Source organism: Paenibacillus glycanilyticus (assembly GCF_030161375.1).
Lineage (GTDB): Bacteria > Bacillota > Bacilli > Paenibacillales > Paenibacillaceae > Pristimantibacillus > Pristimantibacillus glycanilyticus_B.
Window position 1 is genome coordinate 52,524 of sequence record NZ_BSSQ01000012.1, and the last position, 20,167, is coordinate 72,690.

Consider the following 20,167-nt stretch of genomic DNA (forward strand, 5'->3'; position numbering starts at 1 on the left):
TCGGTTATGTCCAAGGATAAACAGTTTGTTACTGAAATTACGCCGCAAGGCGAGGATTTTTCGAGATGGTATATCGATGTCATTAAAAAAGCGGAGCTCATGGACTATTCGCCGGTTCGCGGTTGTATTGTGTTCCGTCCGGAAGGTTATGAGCTTTGGGAAAACATCCAGCGCGATCTGGATCGCCGTTTCAAGGAAACCGGTCACCGCAACGCTTATTTCCCGCTCTTTATTCCGGAGAGCTTTTTCCAGAAGGAGAAAGAGCATGTCGAAGGCTTTAATCCAGAGCTGCCATGGGTAACCGAAGCGGCTGGCGAGAAGCTGGAAGAACGTCTGGCGATTCGTCCGACCTCGGAAACGATGTTTGGGCATATGTATGCGAAATGGATTCAATCTTATCGCGATTTGCCGCTTCTGATTAATCAGTGGGCAAACGTTGTCCGTTGGGAGAAGCGTACGCTTCCTTTCCTCCGCACAAGCGAGTTCTTGTGGCAGGAAGGCCATACGGCTCATGAGACCGAAGACGAAGCTCGCGAAGAAACGATGAAGATGCTTACGGTTTACCGTGAATTCGTTGAAGAATTCCTCGCGATTCCGGTTATCGAAGGCGAGAAGACACCTTCGGAGCGTTTTGCGGGAGCGGTTAACACGTACTCCATCGAAGCGATGATGAAGGACGGCAAAGCCGTTCAAGCAGGTACTTCCCACTATTTGGGTACAAAATTCGCGGTCGCTTTCGATATCAAATATTTGGACCGCGAGAATACGCTACAATTCGCTCATACCACATCTTGGGGCGTGAGTACTCGTCTGATTGGTGCTATGATTATGGTTCACGGTGACGACCGAGGTCTGGCTTTGCCGCCGAAGGTTGCACCTACCCAAGTGATTATGATTCCAATCGGTCCGGCCAAAACCCGTGAACAAGTTGTTGGCCGAGTAGACGAGCTTCATGCAGAATTGAAAAAAGCCGGCATCCGCGTAAAAGTGGACGATCGATCGGACGTTAGTCCAGGCTGGAAATTCAACGAATACGAGATGCGCGGCGTTCCGCTTCGTTTGGAACTTGGACCTCGCGACATGGAGAATGGACAAGTCGTTCTTGTTTCGCGCGTCAGCGGCGAGAAACGCATCGTCCGTCAGGATAACCTGATTGCGGAAGTAGAGTCGATGCTTGCCGATATTCAGCGCGATATGTATGAGAAAGCGAAGAAATTCCGCGAAGACAATTTCTACGATGTAGAAACGCTGGACGAGATGAAAACTTCGATGGAAGAAAAACGTGGATTTGTATTAGCCGGCTGGTGCGGTTCCGCAGCTTGCGAGAAGCAAGTGAAGGAAGAAACAGGCGCAACAAGCCGCAACATTCCATTCGAACCGGAGAAGAAGAAGAGCAAATGTCTCGTATGCGGTGATCATGCGGAGCACACGGTCGTTTTTGCACGTGCCTACTAAATAGCATCGATCGGATTGGATCGTACAGGAGTGATTGATTGCCATGAGCCAAACCGGAGACAACCGGCAGCGCTTTGAGCTGCTTATGCAGCAAGCTGGCCTGCCGCTCGAAATTATAAATTCCTATTACAAAGACGGGTTTATCGAACAAGTCGTTGTAGGGAAAAGCAACAGAAAATGGACGTTTTGCATTCGCAAAACGTCTTTAGTTCCTTATAAAGCCTTTATGGCGCTGACTCAAGCGGTAAATATGAAGTTCGCCCATATTGCGGAAACTTCGTTTAAGCTGATTTACGACCAAACCTTGCCTGGTGCCGACATTGCCCGCGAATATTGGCCTTTGTTCCTGGAATGGGTGCAGCTGGAGAACGCGTCGGTTAACGGATGGTTGTCCAAAGCCGGCATGGAGCCGACTAACGATATGATCACGGTCTCGCTCCTCGACGGCATGGGACTTGAGCTTGCCAAGAAGAAGAAGATCGATGAAGCGATCAGCAGCTTTTATGAACGTACATTTGACCGGAATTACCGGGTTAAGCTGGAAGTTGGCGAACAAGCCCGACCGGATGTTTATGAGGAATTCCAGCAGAAGCGGGAGCAAGCCGAGCGCGAAGCTGTCATCCAGATTATGGAAAGCGTTGCTGAAGCAAACGACGCTGACGGTGACGAGGAACCGGTTAAGCTGGCGATGGGGTACGACATCAGGGACGAGCCAACTCCGCTTATGAACATTCGGGAAGAAGAGAAGAAAGTTACGGTTCAAGGCGCTGTATTTGGTCTTGAGGTGAAAGAACTTCGTAACGGCATGACGTTGTTTACCTTCAACGTAACGGATTTCACGGATTCTATGATGATGAAGATGTTCGCCAAGAATAAGGAAGACGTGAAGATTTTAAGCCTCCTCTCGAACGGCAAATGGGTGAAGGTAAGAGGCAAGGTCGATTACGACCGCTTTATGCAAGAGCCTGAGCTAGTGATGATTCCGAACGATCTTCAGGAGATCTCATCTCCGCCTGACCGTAAGGACAATGCAGAGGAAAAACGGGTAGAATTCCATCTTCATTCCACGATGAGCGCGATGGACGCGGTAACTCCGATTGGCGAATATGTGAAGATGGCCTCCAAATGGGGTCATAAAGCAATAGCCATTACCGATCATAGCAATATTCATTGTTATCCCGAAGCATTTAAAGCCGCGAAAAAGAACGGTATTCAAGTCTTGTTCGGACTAGAAGCCAATGTCGTAAATGATGCGGTACCGATGGTTTTGAACTCGCGCGAAGCTGCATTGGCAACTTCCGAATATATTGTTTTCGATATAGAGACAACAGGCTTATCTATTATAAATAATAAAATTATCGAGCTTGCGGGCGTCAAAATGCGGGAAGGCAAGGAAATCGATCGGTTCTCCACCTTTATTAATCCGCACGAGAAAATTCCTTATCATATCCAACAATTGACCAACATCAATGATGATATGGTTAAGGATGCGCCGGAGCTTGAACCTAAACTGCGGGAATTTATCGATTTTATCGGCGATACCATTCTCGTGGCGCACAATGCCAGATTCGATATTGGATTCATTCAAGCTAACTTGAAGTCGATCGGCATGCCGGATATTACGAATCCCGTTCTTGATACGTTGGAATTGGCAAGATTCTTACATCCGACGATGAAGAATCACCGTCTTAATACTTTATCTGCTAAATATAAAGTTTCACTGGACAACCATCACCGCGCCGTAGACGACTCGGTTGCGCTTGGCGGCGTACTATTCGGACTTATTAATGATGCGGCAGAACGCAATATTACAGGTCTTCATCAATTAAATGATTATGTTGGTCTTGATATTTCCAACTCCAGGCCATTCCATTGCAATATTTACGCGCTAAATGCCGCAGGCAAGAAAAATCTGTTCAAGATGGTATCCATCTCGCATACGGAACATTTCAAACGGGTTGCTTGTATTCCAAAGAGCAAGCTGGTTGATATGCGCGAAGGCATACTGGTCATCTCGGGTTGCGAGAAAGGCGAGTTCTTCGAGACCGTGCTCAATAAGTCTTACGAAGAAGCGCTTGAGATTGCCCGTTTCTATGACGCTCTGGAAATTCAGCCGATCGACTTCTATATGCATCTAGTCGACAAAGGGCTTGTTGGCAGCCGTGCCGAAATCGAGCAGGCCATGCGCCGTATTTGCGAGATTGGCGATGAGCTTGGCAAGCCGGTAATTGCAACCGGCAATGTCCATTATTTGAACCCGCGGGACAAGCTGTACCGCGATATCGCGATTCATGGCATTACAGGATTCAGTCCGCTTAAGGATATTCGGAAGCCCGATGCCCATCTGCGTACCACGGACGAGATGCTTCGCGAATTTGCTTTTCTCGGCGAGGCGCGCGCGTACGAAGTGGTTGTGAAAAACACGGTAGAACTAGCGGACCGGTTCGAGCCGTTTGATATGTTCCCGGATCAACTGTTTACTCCGATAATTGAAGGGGCAGAGGAAGAAATCCGGAATACCTGTTATGACACGGCTAAATCCATGTACGGGGAAGACCTTCCGCAGGTTGTTATTGACCGGTTGGAGAAGGAGCTTGTACCGATTATTAAATTCGGTTTCTCCGCCAACTACCTCATTTCGGAGAAGCTTGTTAAGAAATCCAATGCCGACGGCTATCTCGTAGGTTCGCGGGGATCGGTAGGCTCTTCTGTCGTTGCTACCTTCCTTGGCATATCCGAGGTTAATCCGTTGCCTGCGCATTATCTATGCAAGAATTCGGAATGCCGGCATAGCGAATGGTTTCTCGACGGTAGTGTCCCAAGCGGATTTGACTTGCCGGACAAAAATTGCCCGAATTGCAATTTGCCGATGAAAGGCGAAGGACAAGATATTCCGTTCGAAACTTTCCTTGGTTTCAAAGGCGATAAAGTTCCCGATATTGACCTTAACTTCTCTGGTGAGTATCAGCCGACGGCGCATAACTTTACGAAGATTATGTTCGGCGACAAGTGCGTATTCCGTGCCGGCACGATCGGTACGGTAGCCGAGAAGACGGGATACGGGTTTGCGAGAAAGTACGCGGAGGATCATAGTAAAACTTGGCGAGGCGCCGAGCTGAACAGGCTGGCTTCCGGGGTAACCGGCGTTAAACGGAGTACTGGCCAGCATCCGGGCGGTATTGTGGTAGTTCCAAACTATATGGAAGTCGAAGACATCACTCCCGTGCAATACCCGGCGGATGATATGAATGCCGAGTGGAAAACGACGCATTTCGATTATCATGCCTTTGAAGCGAATCTGCTCAAACTCGATATTTTGGGTCATGACGACCCGACGATGATGAGGATGCTTCAGGATTTGACTGGCGTTGATCCAACGACTATCCCGATGAATGATCCGAAAGTAATGAGCATGTTTAACTCAACCAAAGCTCTTGAAGTATCGCCGGAGAAGATTCGCACCCCGGTGGCAACATACGGCGTACCGGAGATGGGAACGAAGTTCGTGCGGCAAATGCTTCAAGAGACGCAACCTTCGTCATTTGCCGACTTGCTGCAGATCTCGGGGTTGTCCCACGGTACGGGCGTTTGGCTTGGCAACGCGCAGGAACTGATCAAGAAAGGTACTTGCAACATCAAGACGGTTATCGGTTGCCGTGACGACATCATGCTTTATTTGATCTACAAAGCAGGTATGGATGCCGGACTTGCGTTCAAGATTACGGAAAGCGTGCGTAAAGGTAAAGGCCTGACGCCGGAATGGATCGAAGAGATGAAGCGATGCAAGGTGCCGGCTTGGTACATTGACTCTTGTCTGCGGATCGAGTACATGTTCCCGAAAGCGCATGCCGCCGCTTATGTTATTTCCGCGGTCCGGACCGCTTACTTCAAATTGTATTATCCGATTTATTATTATGCGACGTATTTCTCGGTACGCGCGGAGGACTTTGATCTCGAATTGCTCTGCCAAGGGTATGACGCCATTCAGAAGAGAATTATCGAGATTGAAGACAAAGGTTTTAACGCAACGACCAAAGAGAAGAACAGCATTGCCTTGCTTGAGATGGCACTCGAAATGACTGCGAGAGGCTTCTCGTTTAAGCCGATTGACTTGTACCGGTCGGAAGCAACCAAATTCATCGTTGACGGAGAATCGCTCATTCCTCCGTTCTCGGCAATTGGCGGGATCGGCGACAATGCGGCGCGCAACATCGCGGCCGCCAAGGATTCGGGCGAGTTCTTGTCCATCGAGGATTTCCAGCAAAGATCGAAGGCAAGTAAGACCATTATCGAGGTATTAACGGGGATGGGCTGCTTCCGCGGACTGCCGGAATCCAACCAACTGTCATTGTTTTAAACTTGACAGGCTAGAAAACATTTCTTGTCACCCCTATGCGGTTATGATATAATTTTTGTGGCAATGATGTGGATAGAGACTTGAAGCAGAGAGTGGGGAAACCCACTCTTTACGTTTTGTAAACGGCTTTTTTCATATACGAAAGTGGCTGATTTCAGGCGTATGAAGAAACAGGAGGTTACACCGATTGAGCACATCCAAAATCAAAACCGTCGTTGAGGCTATGCTTACGCCGTTCCTCAACAGCAATGGATTTGAACTTGTTGATATTGAGTACGTCAAGGAAGGCAGTAATTACTTCCTTCGTGTGTTCGTGGACAAGGAAGGCGGCATCGATATAGACGAATGCGGCAAAATCAGCGAATTTTTGAGCGAGGAATTGGATAAGAACGATCCGGTCTCCGATGCATACTTCTTGGAAGTATCATCTCCGGGGGCGGAACGTCCACTTAAGAAGCCGGAAGATGTTCGCAAGGCAGTTGGTAAGCATGTTTACATAACGACTTACGAGCCAATTGACGGTTCTAAGGAATTTGAAGGGCAGCTTACGGCGTTTGACGGCGAGCAGGCTACTGTGAAAATCGGCAAAAAAGAACATATCATTCCTTATGCCAAGGTCGCGAGCGCGCGTCTTGCGATTGTGTTCTAAATAGCGGTTTATTTTTGAAAGGGGGAACTCCATTCCAATGAGCATGGATTTTATTGAAGCATTGTCGGAAATCGAGAGGGATAAAGGGATTGCAAAGGAAGTGCTGTTAGAAGCGATTGAAGCGGCTTTGATATCTAGCTACAAACGCAACTTCAACACAGCGCAAAATGTTCGCGTGGACATTAACCGCCATAGCGGCGTTATTAAAGTATACGCTCGTAAGAACGTTGTAGACGAAGTGCTCGACCCGCGTCTTGAAATTACAGTTGACGCGGCACGCGAGATTAACCCTCACTACCAGTTGGATGATATCGCGGACATCGAAGTTACGCCTCGCGACTTCGGCCGGATTGCAGCGCAAACCGCGAAGCAGGTCGTTACGCAGCGTATCCGTGAAGCGGAGCGCGGTTTGATCTACAACGCTTTTATTGATAAAGAAGAAGACATCGTGAACGGTATCGTGCAACGCCAAGACACGCGCAACCTGTTTGTAGATCTGGGTAAAGTAGAGGCGGTACTTCCGCTTACGGAGCTTATGCCAACGGACAAATTCAAACACGGCGACCGCGTGAAGTCGTATATTACGAAGGTAGAGAACACGACGAAGGGGCCGCAAATTATTTTGTCCCGTACTCATCCAGGCCTTCTGAAACGTCTCTTCGAGCTAGAAGTACCGGAGATTTACGACGGCGTTGTTGAGATTCGTTCCGTTGCCCGCGAAGCCGGGTTCCGTTCGAAGATCGCCGTTTATTCGCGTAATGAAGAGGTTGATCCGGTTGGATCCTGCGTAGGTCCTAAGGGCATGCGTGTACAAACTATCGTAAACGAACTCACAGGCGAGAAGATTGATATCGTCCGCTGGTCGGAGAGCGTGGAAGAATATGTGGCGAATGCGCTCAGCCCGTCGAAGGTGCTTGAGGTTATCGTATTCGAACAAGAGAAGATGGCCCGCGTCATTGTACCGGATTACCAATTGTCTCTTGCCATTGGCATCAAAGGTCAGAACGCTCGCCTTGCGGCAAAGCTGACTGGCTGGAAGATCGATATTAAGAGCGAGACGCAAGCGGAGCAGGAGTACGGCCGCGCTAAAACCTCGGCTGGCACCATGCACCAGGATTCCGTTTCGATCGATTAATAGACGGCTTACATCTTGGGTCCATTAACGGGCAAAGGAGGGGTGTGCGGTGAGACCGAGAAAAGTGCCGCTTCGCAAGTGCGTGGCATGCCAAGAAATGAAGCCAAAGAGAGAACTCATCCGGGTTGTCCGGACACCAAACGAAGAAGTGCTTATAGACCTGACGGGGAAAAAAGCCGGTCGCGGCGCCTACTTATGCGGACAGGTCAGCTGCTTTAAGCTGGCGAAGAAGTCCAAGGCGCTCGATCGGGCATTAAAGCAAGCAGTCGGCGCCTCGATTTACGACCAGCTTGAACAGGATTTCATTGCGGTAGAGGACGAGTTTCTGGCAGGCAAGGAGCGGGAAAGCGATGAAGACGAATAAATTTTTATCCTCGCTCGGTATGGCCATGAGAGCCGGGAAATTGATTACTGGCGATGAAATTGTGCTCAAGGCGGTTCGTAAGGGAGAAGCGCAGTTCGTGATCCTTGCGGGCGATGCATCTCCCAACACAAAAAAGAAGTTTCGCGACAAATGCAACACCTACGGGGTACAGCTCGCCGAAGCATTTGACCGCGATCAGCTTGGAAAGGCCATTGGAAAGCCGGAACGAGTCGTACTGGCGGTAACTGACGCAAAGTTCGGAAAAATGATTGCAGGTCATCTGAGTCAAAATTCGGAGGTGGATAATATTGAGCAAACAACAGGACAACAGCAAGGACAATAAAGATAAAACTCGTGTATACGAATACGCGAAATCGCTAAACATGAGCAGTAAAGAAATTATAACGATTCTTAAGCGGCTTGACATGCCCGTCAATAATCATATGAGTGTTATGGAACCGGCAATGGTTAACAAAGTGGAAGGATTCTTCCGCGATATAAAAGCTAATGCGGCAGCAAAACGCGCTCAGGAGTCAGGTGGCGCGACCGTTTCGGCAGCGTCTTCGCCTCAATCTCAGACGGCAAGCAAACCGCAAGCATCACAAGCAAACAAAAATTTATCTCAGGACAGACAGGGGCCTATGAATTCTATTAAAACGACATCCGAAACTAACCAATCGCAACAGGAACAACGTCCAGCACAACCACAAAGCCAGCAAGAAAACAATAATCAGAGCCAGCCTAGCGCTAGTGCAAGCGAAGGCAGCTCGAACAACACAAGACCGCAAAATAGCGGCAACAATCAAGGCGGTTACCAAGGAAACCGTCAAGGCGGTCAAGGTGGCGGCTACAACCGTCCGCAAGGCGGTCAAGGCGGAGGCTACAACCGTCCGCAAGGTCAAGGCGGTCAAGGCGGCAACCGTCCACAAGGCGGTCAAGGCGGAGGCTACAACCGTCCGCAAGGTCAAGGCGGTCAAGGCGGCAACCGTCCGCAAGGCGGTCAAGGCGGAGGCTACAACCGTCCGCAAGGTCAAGGTGGTCAAGGCGGCAGCCGTCCACAAGGCGGTCAAGGCGGCGGGTTCAACCGTCCGCAAGGTCAAGGCGGCCAAGGCGGCGGATTCAACCGTCCGCAAGGTCAAGGCGGTCAAGGCGGCGGATTTAACCGTCCGCAAGGTCAAGGCGGCCAAGGCGGCGGCGCTTCGTCCCGTCCGGCTCCAACATCGCGCGGTACTGCGGCCGGTGAATCGACAAACCGTAAAGGCAATAATGCCGTTAACAAGAACAAAACGAACAATACTGGTCATCAAAAACGTTTTGACGACGGCAAGCCAAACTTCAGAACGAATCCAAACGGACGCGGCGGCAAAGGCGGCAGAAACAACCGTCACCAGTCTAACCAACCTCCACGCGAGAAAATCGACAACACGCCTAAGAAAATCATTGTACGCGGTACAATGACGGTAGGCGATTTGGCGAAACTTCTCCACAAGGATGCTTCGGAAGTTATTAAGAAACTTATTTCTCTTGGCGTAATGGCAACAATCAACCAAGAGCTTGATATGGATACAATTCTTCTTATTGCATCCGAATTTGGCGTAGAAGTTGAAGTGAAAATTCCGGTTGAAGAAGATACGTTCGAGACTGTTGAAGAAGTGGATGACGAAGCAGATCTGACGACTCGTCCTCCGGTTGTTACCATTATGGGTCACGTTGACCATGGTAAAACAACGCTTCTTGACGCAATCCGTTCCACGAACGTAACAGGCGGCGAAGCTGGCGGTATTACGCAGCATATCGGTGCTTACCAAGTTGAAATCAACCAGAAGAAAATTACGTTCCTCGATACACCGGGTCACGAAGCGTTTACGCTCATGCGTGCTCGCGGTGCTCAAGTAACGGATATTACAATCATCGTTGTTGCAGCCGATGACGGCGTAATGCCACAGACGGTAGAAGCGGTTAACCATGCGAAAGCAGCAGGCGTACCGATTATCGTAGCAGTCAACAAGATTGATAAGCCTGACGCGGATCCTGATAAAATCAAACAAGCTCTGACGGAATACGAACTGGTACCGGAAGAGTGGGGCGGCGATACAATCTTCGTTAACGTATCCGCTAAACAACGCCTTGGTCTGGAAGAACTGCTTGAAATGATCCTTCTCGTTGCAGAAGTAAATGATTACAAAGCAAATCCGGACAAACGCGCACGCGGTACGGTTATCGAAGCCGAGCTGGACAAAGGTAAAGGTCCTGTAGCTCGCGTACTCGTACAGCATGGTACGTTGAAGATTGGTGACGCCTTTGTTGCCGGTAACACCTTCGGTCGTGTCCGCGCAATGGTGAACGATAAAGGCCGCCGTTTAAAAGAAGCAGGTCCTTCGACTCCGGTCGAGATTACGGGTCTTACAGAAGTACCTCTTGCAGGCGATCCGTTTATGGTGTTTGAAGACGAGCGCAAAGCTAGAGCGATTTCCGATCGCCGCTCGATCAAACAGCGTCAATCCGAGCTGGGTGCGAATTCCCGCGTTACGCTTGACGATCTGTTCAAGCATATCCAAGAAGGCGATATCAAAGATCTCAACATTATCATCAAAGCCGACGTTCAAGGTTCCGCAGAAGCCCTCAAAGGCTCCCTTGCGAAAATCGAAATCGAAGGCGTACGCATCAAAATCATTCACAGCGGCGTAGGCGCAATTACGGAATCCGATATTAACTTGGCTTCGGCTTCGAATGCCATCGTGATCGGCTTTAACGTTCGCCCTGAGCCTCAAGCGGATCTTGCCGCACAGCAGGAGAAAGTTGATGTTCGTCTGCACCGCGTTATCTATAACGTAATTGAAGAGATCGAGCAAGCGATGAAGGGCATGCTGGATCCAATCTTCAAGGAAGTTGTTCAAGGCCAGGCTGAAGTTCGCAACATCTTCAAACTGAGCAAAGTTGGAGCTATCGCCGGTTGTATGGTTATTAGCGGCAAGATTACCCGTAACTCCGAAGTTCGCGTTATCCGCGGCGGTATCGTTGTATTCGAAGGTAAAATGGATACAGTGAAACGTTTCAAAGACGATGTGAAGGAAGTTGCTCAAGGTTACGAGTGCGGTATTACAATCGAGCGGTTTAGCGACTTCAAAGAAGGAGATATTATTGAAGCCTTCGTCATGGAATCTGTGGAGCGCTAGAGAGGTGATTTAAGCATGGCTAAAATTCGTGTAGGACGGGTCGGCGAACAAATTAAAAAAGAGCTGAGCCAGATTATTCAAACCGAGCTGAAAGATCCTCGTATCGGGTTTATTACGGTAACGGGCGTAGAGACTACTAGCGATCTGTCACAGGCGCGTGTATATCTCAGCGTGCTCGGCAGTGAAGAACAAAAAGAAGAAACCCTTAAAGCGCTTGGCCGCGCGAACGGTTATCTCCGTTCCGAGCTCGGCAAGCGGATGCGTCTGCGCCATACTCCGGAGCTGCTGTTCAAGTTCGACAGCAGCATCGAGTACGGCAGCCGCATTGAAGGGCTGCTTGATGAAATTAACCGCGGGAACGAAGGCCGATGACGGCCGGCGCGGATTACGGGCAACAGCTTGAAGCTGCACTTGCGTTTATGCGGGAAGGAGACGACTTTCTAGTCGTCTCCCACGTGCAGCCCGATGGGGATGCGATTAGCTCCACCTCGGTAGTCGGCTGGATGCTTGACCAACTTGGCAAATCAAAAACGCTGATCAATGAAGGGGAATCCCCTTCACGGCTCAGCTACTTAAGGGGCTTTGATCAAATCGTCAATTATCGCAAGGATAAACCGGTGCAAACGTACACGCATGTAATTGCGGTCGACTGCGCCGATTTTCGGCGTATTGGCGAGGTTTCAGCCTTGTTTGCGCAGGATGTGAAGTTGTTGAATATTGACCACCACCCAACCAATGACGGGTTTGGTACGGTAAATATCATTCGCCCTGACGCGGCTGCAACGGTTGAAATACTGTTTGATCTGGTTGAACGGGCCGGCCAATCCATTGATGTTGATTGTGCCACCGCCATCTATACGGGGCTGTTGACGGATACCGGAGGTTTTCGCTATTCCAATACGAGCTCTAAGGTAATGGATGTTGCTTCCCGCATGTTGTCGCTTGGCGCACCAGGTCATAAGCTTGCCGACCATCTTCTAGAGAAGATGACAATGGCGAAGCTTAAGATGCTCCAGCGCAGTCTGGCGAGATTAACTTTTACGGAAGATCATCAGATCGGCTGGCTGTATGTGGCTAAGGACGATATGAAGGAGACAGGCGCTGTTTCCGATGATTTGGAAGGCATTGTTAATTACGCTCTGAATATAGATGGGGTGGAAGTTGGCATTTTGCTCAAAGAAACGGAAGACGGCGTCAAAGCAAGTCTCCGGTCGGCGGGTAAGGTGGACGTAGCCGCGATTGCCCAAGCATTTGGCGGAGGCGGACATGTTCGTGCTGCCGGATGCAAGATGCAAGGGGATTTGGCCGAATCCGCTCACGTACTTGTTGAAGCAGTCAGAAAGGCGTTGAAGGGATAGATGGACGGAATTATTGCCGTATGGAAGCCTGCTGGATGGACGTCGCATGATGTGGTGGCCAAAGTACGGCGCATTGTACGTATGAAACGGATCGGGCATGCAGGAACTTTAGATCCAATGGTTACCGGCGTATTGCCTTTATGCCTTGGCAGGTCGACTAGAGTCGTAGAGTACTTGCAGGAACGCCCCAAAGCGTATGAAGCAGTCATTCAGCTAGGCATAGCTACAGATACGGAAGATTTAACCGGAGAAGTTCTAGAGGAGCAAACCGGCATACAGGTAACAAAAGAACAAGTGCTGCAAGTTCTGCAAAGCTTTGTTGGCGAGATTGATCAGGTTCCGCCTATGTTCTCTGCCGTAAAGGTAGACGGAAAGCGACTGTATGAGCTTGCGCGAGAAGGTAAAACGGTCGAACGGAAATCACGCAAAGTGACGATTCATCAAATTGACCTTCTGCATGAAGATCTAACGGCGGATAAGCCGCGGTTTACCTTTTCCGTAATATGCTCCAAAGGTACGTATATTCGCACATTGTGCGTAGATATCGGCAAAGCACTTGGCGTGCCTGCTGCAATGGCGCAGTTAACCCGTACCATGTCCGGAGGAATTACAAGAGAGCAATGTGTTACGCTTGAAGAATTGGAACAATTGCAATCCGCGGGACGTCTTGAGGAGAAGATGCTTCCGGCAGATTTGGCCATTGACCATCTTCAGCGGATACAGGCAGACAGCGCTGTGGCGGAGATGGCGCTTCGAGGGCAGAAAATACCGTATAAACGGATTGCTGCAACCTTGGATTCCAGTTGTCTCGTTCGCTTATATGGCGAGAATGATGCTTTTATCGGGATTTTCGAGGCCGATGATGAAGCGTTGGCGCTTAAGCCGGTGAAAGTATTCTCCTAACCGGGATTATATAAAGGAATTGCAGGTGTATCAGCATGGAAATTATATCCCTTACCTATCCATTACAAGAATGTCCGGCAGTACTGAAGGATAAGAAAATTGCCGTAGCGATTGGACACTTCGACGGTGTTCACCGCGGGCATCAGAATGTCATCCGGCAAGCCGTACAAATTGCAAAGCAATCGGGCGCTTTGTCCGCGGTCATGACATTTCTGCCTCATCCCAAAGAAGTCCTTGGGCAAGGGGATCAGTATTTCAGCTGCTTGACCCCGCCAGGCGAGAAACAGGCTCTATTTGCGGAGCTTGGAGTAGACATCATGATTGTTGTCAAATTCGACTTGACGTTTGCGGCGATCAGCCCTCAGCAATTCGTTGACGAGGTGTTGCGTCCGCTCCATGCCGAACATGTTGTGGTAGGGTTTGATTTTACGTTTGGTTCAAAAGGCCAAGGCAATCCTGAAATGATGAGAACGATGGGAAGTCCCGATATCAAGGTCGATATTGTGGACCCGTTGTACGAGAATGGCGAAAAAGTGAGCAGTACGTATATTCGCTCTGCTCTGGAGAAGGGGGATATCGCTTTAGCGACAACTCTTCTTGGCAGACCATATGAATTAGACGGTATTGTTGTTCATGGTGATGCGCGCGGCCGCACAATCGGATTCCCAACGGCGAATGTCGGCTTATCCAAGCCGTTCATTACGCCTTGTCTAGGTGTCTTTGCCATTAAGGCAAAGGTAGCGGGGAAAACCTACTCCGGCGTCCTTAACCACGGAATGAAGCCGACGTTCAATAAGGAAGAGATACGTCCCGTATTGGAAGCGCATCTGTTTGATTTCCACCAGGACATCTACGGCGAACCGATTTCTTTGGAGTTCCATTCCTTTATCCGTCCGGAGAAAAAGTTTGGTTCGGTCCATGAGCTGATTGAGCAAATCGGCGCTGATGCGAAGCAAGCCAAGCAATTCTTTGGCCTTGCGTAACGGTTGGCATTTACTTGCCTGCTCTATTGTGCTATACTAACTTACGTTGTTGGCGAGAAAGGCTTGTCTTTTCTTGCATAACAATCGAACCATAGCTTGGATGATTGCTCTCACCGGCGTTATCGAGGCTATCGGCGATTAACTGAAATAGGAGGTGAACGAGGATGGCAATTACACAAGATCGTAAAACACAACTGATCGAGACTCACAAAACACACGCGAGCGACACGGGTTCCCCGGAAGTTCAAGTGGCTATCCTGACGGAAAACATCGTGAATCTGACGCAACACTTGCGGGAGCACAAGAAAGATCATCATTCCCGCCGTGGTCTGCTGAAGATGGTAGGTCAACGCCGTAAGCTGTTGGCATACCTGAAAAACAAAGATGTTAGACGTTATAGCGCATTGATCGAAAAACTCGGCCTTCGCCGCTAAAACAAGTTTCATGAAAAGCAACCTGGTTGTCTTGCCGTCCGGGCTACCGGAGCCGGCAGAATCGGGTTGCTTTTTGTAATATCACAAGATTCAGCAGGATATATCCGTGTTATGCACGAATGTAAGTTGAATACATAAACGAAATCGATAAGCATTTGAGGAGGGATACGTTTGCAACGAGTAGAGATGATATTAGGCGGAAGACCGCTTGTATTGGAAACAGGCCGATTGGCCAAGCAAGCTAACGCTGCGGTAACCGTTCGTTACGGGGACACAGTTGTCCTCTGTACGGTTACAGCTTCGGCAGAGCCTAAAGATTTGGACTTCTTCCCGCTGACAGTAAACTATGAAGAACGTTTATACGCCGTAGGTAAAATCCCTGGCGGCTTCATTAAACGCGAAGGACGTCCAAGCGAAAAAGCGATCTTGTCGAGCCGTTTGACAGACCGTCCGATTCGTCCGTTATTCCCGGAAGGCTTCCGTAACGACGTTCAAGTTGCGAATATCGTGATGAGCGTAGACCAGAACTGCACGCCGGAAATTGCGGCAATGATCGGTACTTCCGCAGCGCTGAGCATTTCCGATGTTCCGTTTAACGGTCCGGTAGGCGGCGTAAACGTAGGTCGGATCAATGGTCAATTCATCATTAACCCAACTGTTGAGCAAGAAGCGGAGACTGAAATTTTCGTTACGGTTGCAGGTACAAAAGACGCAATCATGATGGTTGAAGCAGAAGGTAATGAAGTGGCGGAAGACGTGATGCTCGAAGCAATCATGTTCGGCCATGATGAGATCAGAAAAATCGTTGCAACGATTGAGGAACTTCAAGCAGTATCAGGCAAACCGAAGATGGAAGTGAAGCTTCATGCCGTTAACGCTGAAGTAAACGATGCTGTTCGCGCCTTTGCTTCGGAGAAGCTGGTTGAAGCAATCCGCATTCCCGAGAAGCATGCGCGTCAAGATGCAATCGATGCGGTTAACAGCGAAACCATTGCTCATTTTGAAGAAGTATATGCGGACACGCCAGAACTTCTGGGCGATGTGAAAGAAGTGCTGTATGACATCGTCAAAGAAGAAGTACGCCGTTTGATTACGCATGATAAAGTACGTCCTGACGGCCGCGCGCTCGATGAGATTCGTCCAATCGAATGCGATGTGGCTTTGTTGCCGCGTACGCACGGTTCCGGCTTGTTCACGCGTGGACAAACTCAAGCGCTTAGCATTTGTACGCTTGGTGCGCTAGGCGATGTTCAAATTCTGGACGGTATTAGCCCGGAAGAAACTAAACGCTTCATGCATCATTACAACTTCCCGCCGTTTAGCGTTGGTGAAGCTCGTCCGCTTCGTCCTCCAGGCCGCCGCGAGATTGGCCACGGTGCGCTCGGCGAACGCGCATTGTCGAAGGTTATTCCTTCCGAAACGGAATTCCCGTACACAATCCGTCTTGTATCTGAAGTCCTTGAATCGAATGGTTCGACTTCCCAAGCAAGTATTTGTGCAAGCACACTTGCCATGATGGATGCAGGCGTACCGATTAAAGCACCTGTAGCTGGTATTGCAATGGGCCTCATCAAAGACGGCGACCATTTCTCGATTTTGTCCGATATCCAAGGTATGGAAGATCACCTCGGCGATATGGACTTCAAGGTAGCAGGCACAGCAAAAGGCGTAACCGCGATCCAAATGGATATCAAGATCGACGGCATTGACCGTGCGATTTTGGCGCAATCGCTAGAGCAGGCACGTATCGGCCGTATGCACATTCTCGGAAAAATGACGGCAGTGATGTCCGAATCGCGTTCGAGCCTGTCGCAATATGCGCCTAAGATCCTGACTCTTCGCATCAACCCTGATAAGATCCGTGACGTTATCGGTTCCGGCGGTAAAATCATCAATAAAATTATTGAAGAAACCGGCGTAAAAATCGATATCGAGCAGGATGGCATGGTCTTCATCGCTTCCTCGAACGAAGAGATGAACCAAAAAGCGAAAGCGATTATCGAGGGTATCGTAAAAGAAGTCGTTATAGGAGAGGTTTACCTAGGCACTGTAAAACGTATCGAGAAATTCGGCGCGTTTGTTGAGATCCTCCCGAACAAAGACGGTCTCGTACACATCTCCCAACTGTCTACTGAGCGTGTAGCGAAAGTAGAGGACGTTGTGGCGATTGGCGATCAAATTACGGTAAAAGTAACGGAAATCGATCAGCAGGGCCGCATCAACTTGTCCCGTAAAGCTGTTCTCACTCCAGAAGTACCAGCGCAGTAATATACTGCGCTTCTATATGGAAGTAAGCAAAGAGCCAGATTTGATCTGTCTCTTTTTGTTTGTTCCTCAACAAGAGACAGATCCGTGACTGTCTTCTTTTTGTTTGTTCTCAAAAAGAGACAGTTTTGGCCGCATCCGGTATAATCCTGTCCAATTACTCATACCTATTAGACAAGCGCAGGCTTATGGATAAGCTGTGCCTGATACCGATTAGTAGGAGCTGGAATGATGCGGATGCGAAATAAATTAATGGGATTATTGGCTTCCTTTCTCGTACTATTTGCTTTATTCCGGCTAAACGTCGGTGGCGTCATGGATTATATCGAAGCGGTAAAGGGCCAGGAAGCTGTTGTGACCGGCGGGGAAGTCTCAATATCGGATGCAGAGAAAACAAAGCTAAAGACAACTATTGAGACGGAAGCAGCCGAGCGTTTTGTAGCTCCAATCGATGCTAGAATCGATCGGGTGTGGAAAGCCATTCCCGGTTATAACGGACTAGAAGTGGATATCGAGAAAACGTATCAGCAGACGCTGGCAAGCGGGACAACTTCGCCGATTCAGTTCGTTTACAAAGAAATTCCTCCTAAAGTTTCTTTAAAAGATCTTGGGCCTTGGCCTATCTATAAAGGCAATCCCAATAAAAAGATGATTGCGATCATGGTGAATGTAGCATGGGGGAATGAATTTCTTCCGTCTATTCTAGATACTTTCGACAAGGAAAACGTAAAAGCTACCTTTTTTCTCGACGGTTCTTGGCTGAAGAAATATCCCGATGTTGCCAAACAAATTCAGGATCGCGGCCATGAAATTTCAAACCATGCGTATTCGCACCCCGATATGAGTACTCTAAACAGACAATCTCAATATACGCAAATTTCGCGTACGGAAGATTTGTTGAAAGGAACGTTATCGGTTCAGAATAAATGGTTTGCTCCGCCTTCCGGATCCTATAACCAAACAACCGTACAGGTTGCTAACGAGCAGGGTTTGATGACGGTGCTTTGGACGATAGATACGGTGGATTGGCGCAAACCGTCACCGGATTGGATTATCCGGAAAATTTCCTCCAAACTGGAGCCAGGCGCCATGATACTTATGCATCCAACGGCATCTTCGCGCGATGCGCTGCTAGGGATGATCAGGGAAGCTAAACGCCAGGGTTATGCGCTTGGTACGGTTAGCGAGACATTATCATCAGATCGTTTGCCTGCGGCGGTTGAGCAGACTCCCTAAATTTGTTATAGTGAAAGCATTCATGTTCAGCTCATGCTTACGAAGCCGTTAGGTGCCAATTCATTAAGCTCATGCTTACGAAGCATGAATCGTCACAAACGGTAGCAAATTCACCTTTTAGGTGCCAATTCATTTTAGGAGGATACAATGTGAACAAATACACGCTCAGCAACGGCCTCCGCGTCGTTGTGGAATATTTGCCGACATTCCGGTCGGTATCCTTCGGCATTTGGGTTAAGACTGGTTCCAGGAATGAAACACCTGAGAACAACGGGGTATCCCATTTCGTCGAACATATGTTATTCAAAGGCACAAACGGCCGTACAGCAAAAGACATTGCCGATTTGTTCGATGGAATTGGCGGTAATGTGAATGCTTTTACATCCAAAGAGTATACGTGTTACTTCGCTAAGGTACTGGATGAGCATCTGCCTCTTGCCGTAGATGCGCTCTCCGATATGTTCTTCGAATCAAAGCTTGATGCGGAAGAATTGGCTAAAGAAAAAAATGTCATTCTGGAAGAAATTTCGATGTACGAAGATACGCCGGATGATAAGGTCCATGATGAATCTTCCCGCGCCGCTTATGGCGACCATCCGCTTGCCTATTCAATTCTCGGACTGGAAGAGCGGCTGACAGCCATGAATTCGGATTCGCTACGCGGTTATATGAAAGATACATATACGATCGACAACACCGTAATCAGCGTTGCCGGCAATGTAGAAGAAAGCAAGCTGCTGGCTCTATTAGAGAAATATTTCGGACGGTTCCAGAATAAAGGAACAAGCAGCCTCGTAACGGCTCCAACGTTCCACGGCGATTATGTTTTCTTCAAGAAAAAGACCGAACAAAACCATCTTTGCTTGTCGTTCCCCGGTTGTTCGATTTCCGATCCGCAGCTGTACGCAATGATCTTGTTGAACAATGCGTTAGGCGGAGGCATGAGCTCCCGCTTGTTCCAAGAAATTCGCGAGAAGCGGGGATTGGCCTATTCGGTGTATTCCTACCATACCTCTTACGCCGACAGCGGTCTGTTCACCGTGTACGCGGGCACTGCGCCCAAGCAGACCAAAGAGGTTCTTGATCTGACGCTGGAGCAAATGGAAGAATTGTCGGTCCAAGGCTTAAGCGACGAAGAATTACACCGCGGCAAAGAGCAGCTGAAAGGCAGCTTGATTCTTAGCCTGGAAAGCACAAGCAGCCGTATGAATCGACTCGGCAAAAACGAACTGATGATTGGAAGACACTATACATTAGACGAAATGCTGCAAAGAATCGACAATGTCACGATGAATGATGTACGCGAAGTAACGAAGCGGATGTTGTCCGTGCCGTTTGCCGTTGCCATGGTTGGAACAAACGATAAAGCTGCAGCACAGATCGGGAGGGATCGTTTTGTTTCAAATTCTGTTTAAGAGACTGGCAGGCAATGAAGATATCGCTTTACCAAGCAAAATGTCGGAGTGGGCAGCAGGCTTCGATCTGCAAGCTGCTGTGACCGAGCCTGTCGTGCTGGCGCCAGGAGAACGCAAGCTGATTCCTACAGGACTTGCGATGGCAATGCCGGCACAGGTTGAAGCACAGGTGCGTCCCAGAAGCGGTCTGGCGTTTAAGCATGGCATTACTTGCTTAAACTCCCCGGGTACAATCGATGCGGATTATCGCGGAGAAGTAAAGGTACTTCTTATTAATCACGGCCAAGAGCCGTTTACGATCAACCGCGGCGAGCGAATCGCCCAGATGGTTATCCAGCAGCTGCCGGAGATCACGATCTCCGAAGCGGATGAATTGCCGGACACGGTCCGCGGCGCCGGGGGCTTTGGGCATACCGGCGTGTAACCCAATATGGCCT

16 protein-coding genes are annotated in these 20,167 nt (G+C 49.2%); all 16 read left to right on the forward strand.

From position 1 onward, the window contains the following. Window positions 1–6: 6 nt before the first annotated feature. The 16 genes from proS (at window position 7) to dut (ending at window position 20,154) form a co-directional block, all read left to right on the forward strand. The gene (gene proS, locus QQK89_RS14355; protein ID WP_284239261.1) at window positions 7–1,455 is read left to right on the forward strand and encodes a proline--tRNA ligase; all 1,449 of its coding nucleotides are present in this window, start codon (window positions 7–9) and stop codon (window positions 1,453–1,455) included. A gap of 43 nt (window positions 1,456–1,498) precedes the next feature. Beyond that, window positions 1,499–5,812, forward strand: a complete 4,314-nt coding sequence (locus QQK89_RS14360; protein ID WP_284239262.1) for a PolC-type DNA polymerase III — start codon at window positions 1,499–1,501, stop codon at window positions 5,810–5,812. A gap of 187 nt (window positions 5,813–5,999) precedes the next feature. Next, on the forward strand, window positions 6,000–6,461 hold the full coding sequence (gene rimP / locus QQK89_RS14365; protein ID WP_284239263.1) for a ribosome maturation factor RimP: 462 nt from the start codon (window positions 6,000–6,002) through the stop codon (window positions 6,459–6,461). Window positions 6,462–6,498: 37 nt separating this feature from the next. Next, window positions 6,499–7,596, forward strand: coding sequence for a transcription termination factor NusA (gene nusA, locus QQK89_RS14370; RefSeq protein ID WP_284239264.1), 1,098 nt, complete (start codon window positions 6,499–6,501; stop codon window positions 7,594–7,596). A gap of 49 nt (window positions 7,597–7,645) precedes the next feature. Then, entirely contained in the window at window positions 7,646–7,960 is a 315-nt protein-coding gene (gene rnpM, locus QQK89_RS14375; RefSeq protein ID WP_284239265.1) for an RNase P modulator RnpM, read from the forward strand. Then, window positions 7,947–8,303, forward strand: coding sequence for a L7Ae/L30e/S12e/Gadd45 family ribosomal protein (locus QQK89_RS14380; RefSeq protein ID WP_284239266.1), 357 nt, complete (start codon window positions 7,947–7,949; stop codon window positions 8,301–8,303). The genes rnpM and QQK89_RS14380 overlap by 14 nt, the downstream gene beginning before the upstream one ends. Next, window positions 8,269–11,136: a translation initiation factor IF-2 gene (infB, locus tag QQK89_RS14385; RefSeq protein ID WP_284239267.1), complete on the forward strand. Its 2,868-nt coding sequence runs from the start codon at window positions 8,269–8,271 to the stop codon at window positions 11,134–11,136. The genes QQK89_RS14380 and infB overlap by 35 nt, the downstream gene beginning before the upstream one ends. 15 nt (window positions 11,137–11,151) lie before the next feature. Beyond that, the gene (gene rbfA / locus QQK89_RS14390; protein WP_284239268.1) at window positions 11,152–11,508 is read left to right on the forward strand and encodes a 30S ribosome-binding factor RbfA; all 357 of its coding nucleotides are present in this window, start codon (window positions 11,152–11,154) and stop codon (window positions 11,506–11,508) included. Continuing rightward, entirely contained in the window at window positions 11,505–12,494 is a 990-nt protein-coding gene (locus QQK89_RS14395) for a DHH family phosphoesterase (protein WP_284239269.1), read from the forward strand. Before rbfA ends, QQK89_RS14395 begins: the two co-directional genes overlap by 4 nt. Continuing rightward, entirely contained in the window at window positions 12,495–13,397 is a 903-nt protein-coding gene (gene truB, locus QQK89_RS14400; protein ID WP_284239270.1) for a tRNA pseudouridine(55) synthase TruB, read from the forward strand. Window positions 13,398–13,432: 35 nt separating this feature from the next. After that, entirely contained in the window at window positions 13,433–14,380 is a 948-nt protein-coding gene (locus tag QQK89_RS14405; RefSeq protein ID WP_284239271.1) for a bifunctional riboflavin kinase/FAD synthetase, read from the forward strand. A 164-nt stretch (window positions 14,381–14,544) separates the two neighbouring features. Continuing rightward, complete coding sequence (gene rpsO, locus QQK89_RS14410; protein WP_015844979.1) at window positions 14,545–14,814, forward strand: 30S ribosomal protein S15; 270 nt, start codon at window positions 14,545–14,547, stop codon at window positions 14,812–14,814. A gap of 186 nt (window positions 14,815–15,000) precedes the next feature. Further along, window positions 15,001–17,082, forward strand: a complete 2,082-nt coding sequence (pnp, locus tag QQK89_RS14415; protein ID WP_284239309.1) for a polyribonucleotide nucleotidyltransferase — start codon at window positions 15,001–15,003, stop codon at window positions 17,080–17,082. A 225-nt stretch (window positions 17,083–17,307) separates the two neighbouring features. Continuing rightward, a complete protein-coding gene (locus tag QQK89_RS14420; protein ID WP_284239272.1) occupies window positions 17,308–18,315 on the forward strand; it encodes a polysaccharide deacetylase family protein in 1,008 nt (335 codons plus the stop codon). Window positions 18,316–18,464: 149 nt separating this feature from the next. Next, complete coding sequence (locus QQK89_RS14425; RefSeq protein WP_284239273.1) at window positions 18,465–19,730, forward strand: M16 family metallopeptidase; 1,266 nt, start codon at window positions 18,465–18,467, stop codon at window positions 19,728–19,730. After that, complete coding sequence (dut, locus tag QQK89_RS14430; protein WP_284239274.1) at window positions 19,711–20,154, forward strand: dUTP diphosphatase; 444 nt, start codon at window positions 19,711–19,713, stop codon at window positions 20,152–20,154. Before QQK89_RS14425 ends, dut begins: the two co-directional genes overlap by 20 nt. Window positions 20,155–20,167: the final 13 nt, after the last annotated feature.

Coding starts and splice junctions, on each gene's coding strand:
- nusA (WP_284239264.1), top strand. CDS start 6,499: ATGAGCATGGATTTTATTGAAGCATTGTCGGAAATCGAGAGGGATAAA.
- QQK89_RS14405 (WP_284239271.1), top strand. CDS start 13,433: ATGGAAATTATATCCCTTACCTATCCATTACAAGAATGTCCGGCAGTA.
- QQK89_RS14360 (WP_284239262.1), top strand. CDS start 1,499: ATGAGCCAAACCGGAGACAACCGGCAGCGCTTTGAGCTGCTTATGCAG.
- proS (WP_284239261.1), top strand. CDS start 7: ATGTCCAAGGATAAACAGTTTGTTACTGAAATTACGCCGCAAGGCGAG.
- QQK89_RS14395 (WP_284239269.1), top strand. CDS start 11,505: ATGACGGCCGGCGCGGATTACGGGCAACAGCTTGAAGCTGCACTTGCG.
- rbfA (WP_284239268.1), top strand. CDS start 11,152: ATGGCTAAAATTCGTGTAGGACGGGTCGGCGAACAAATTAAAAAAGAG.
- truB (WP_284239270.1), top strand. CDS start 12,495: ATGGACGGAATTATTGCCGTATGGAAGCCTGCTGGATGGACGTCGCAT.
- rpsO (WP_015844979.1), top strand. CDS start 14,545: ATGGCAATTACACAAGATCGTAAAACACAACTGATCGAGACTCACAAA.
- QQK89_RS14380 (WP_284239266.1), top strand. CDS start 7,947: ATGAAGACGAATAAATTTTTATCCTCGCTCGGTATGGCCATGAGAGCC.
- pnp (WP_284239309.1), top strand. CDS start 15,001: ATGATATTAGGCGGAAGACCGCTTGTATTGGAAACAGGCCGATTGGCC.
- QQK89_RS14420 (WP_284239272.1), top strand. CDS start 17,308: ATGATGCGGATGCGAAATAAATTAATGGGATTATTGGCTTCCTTTCTC.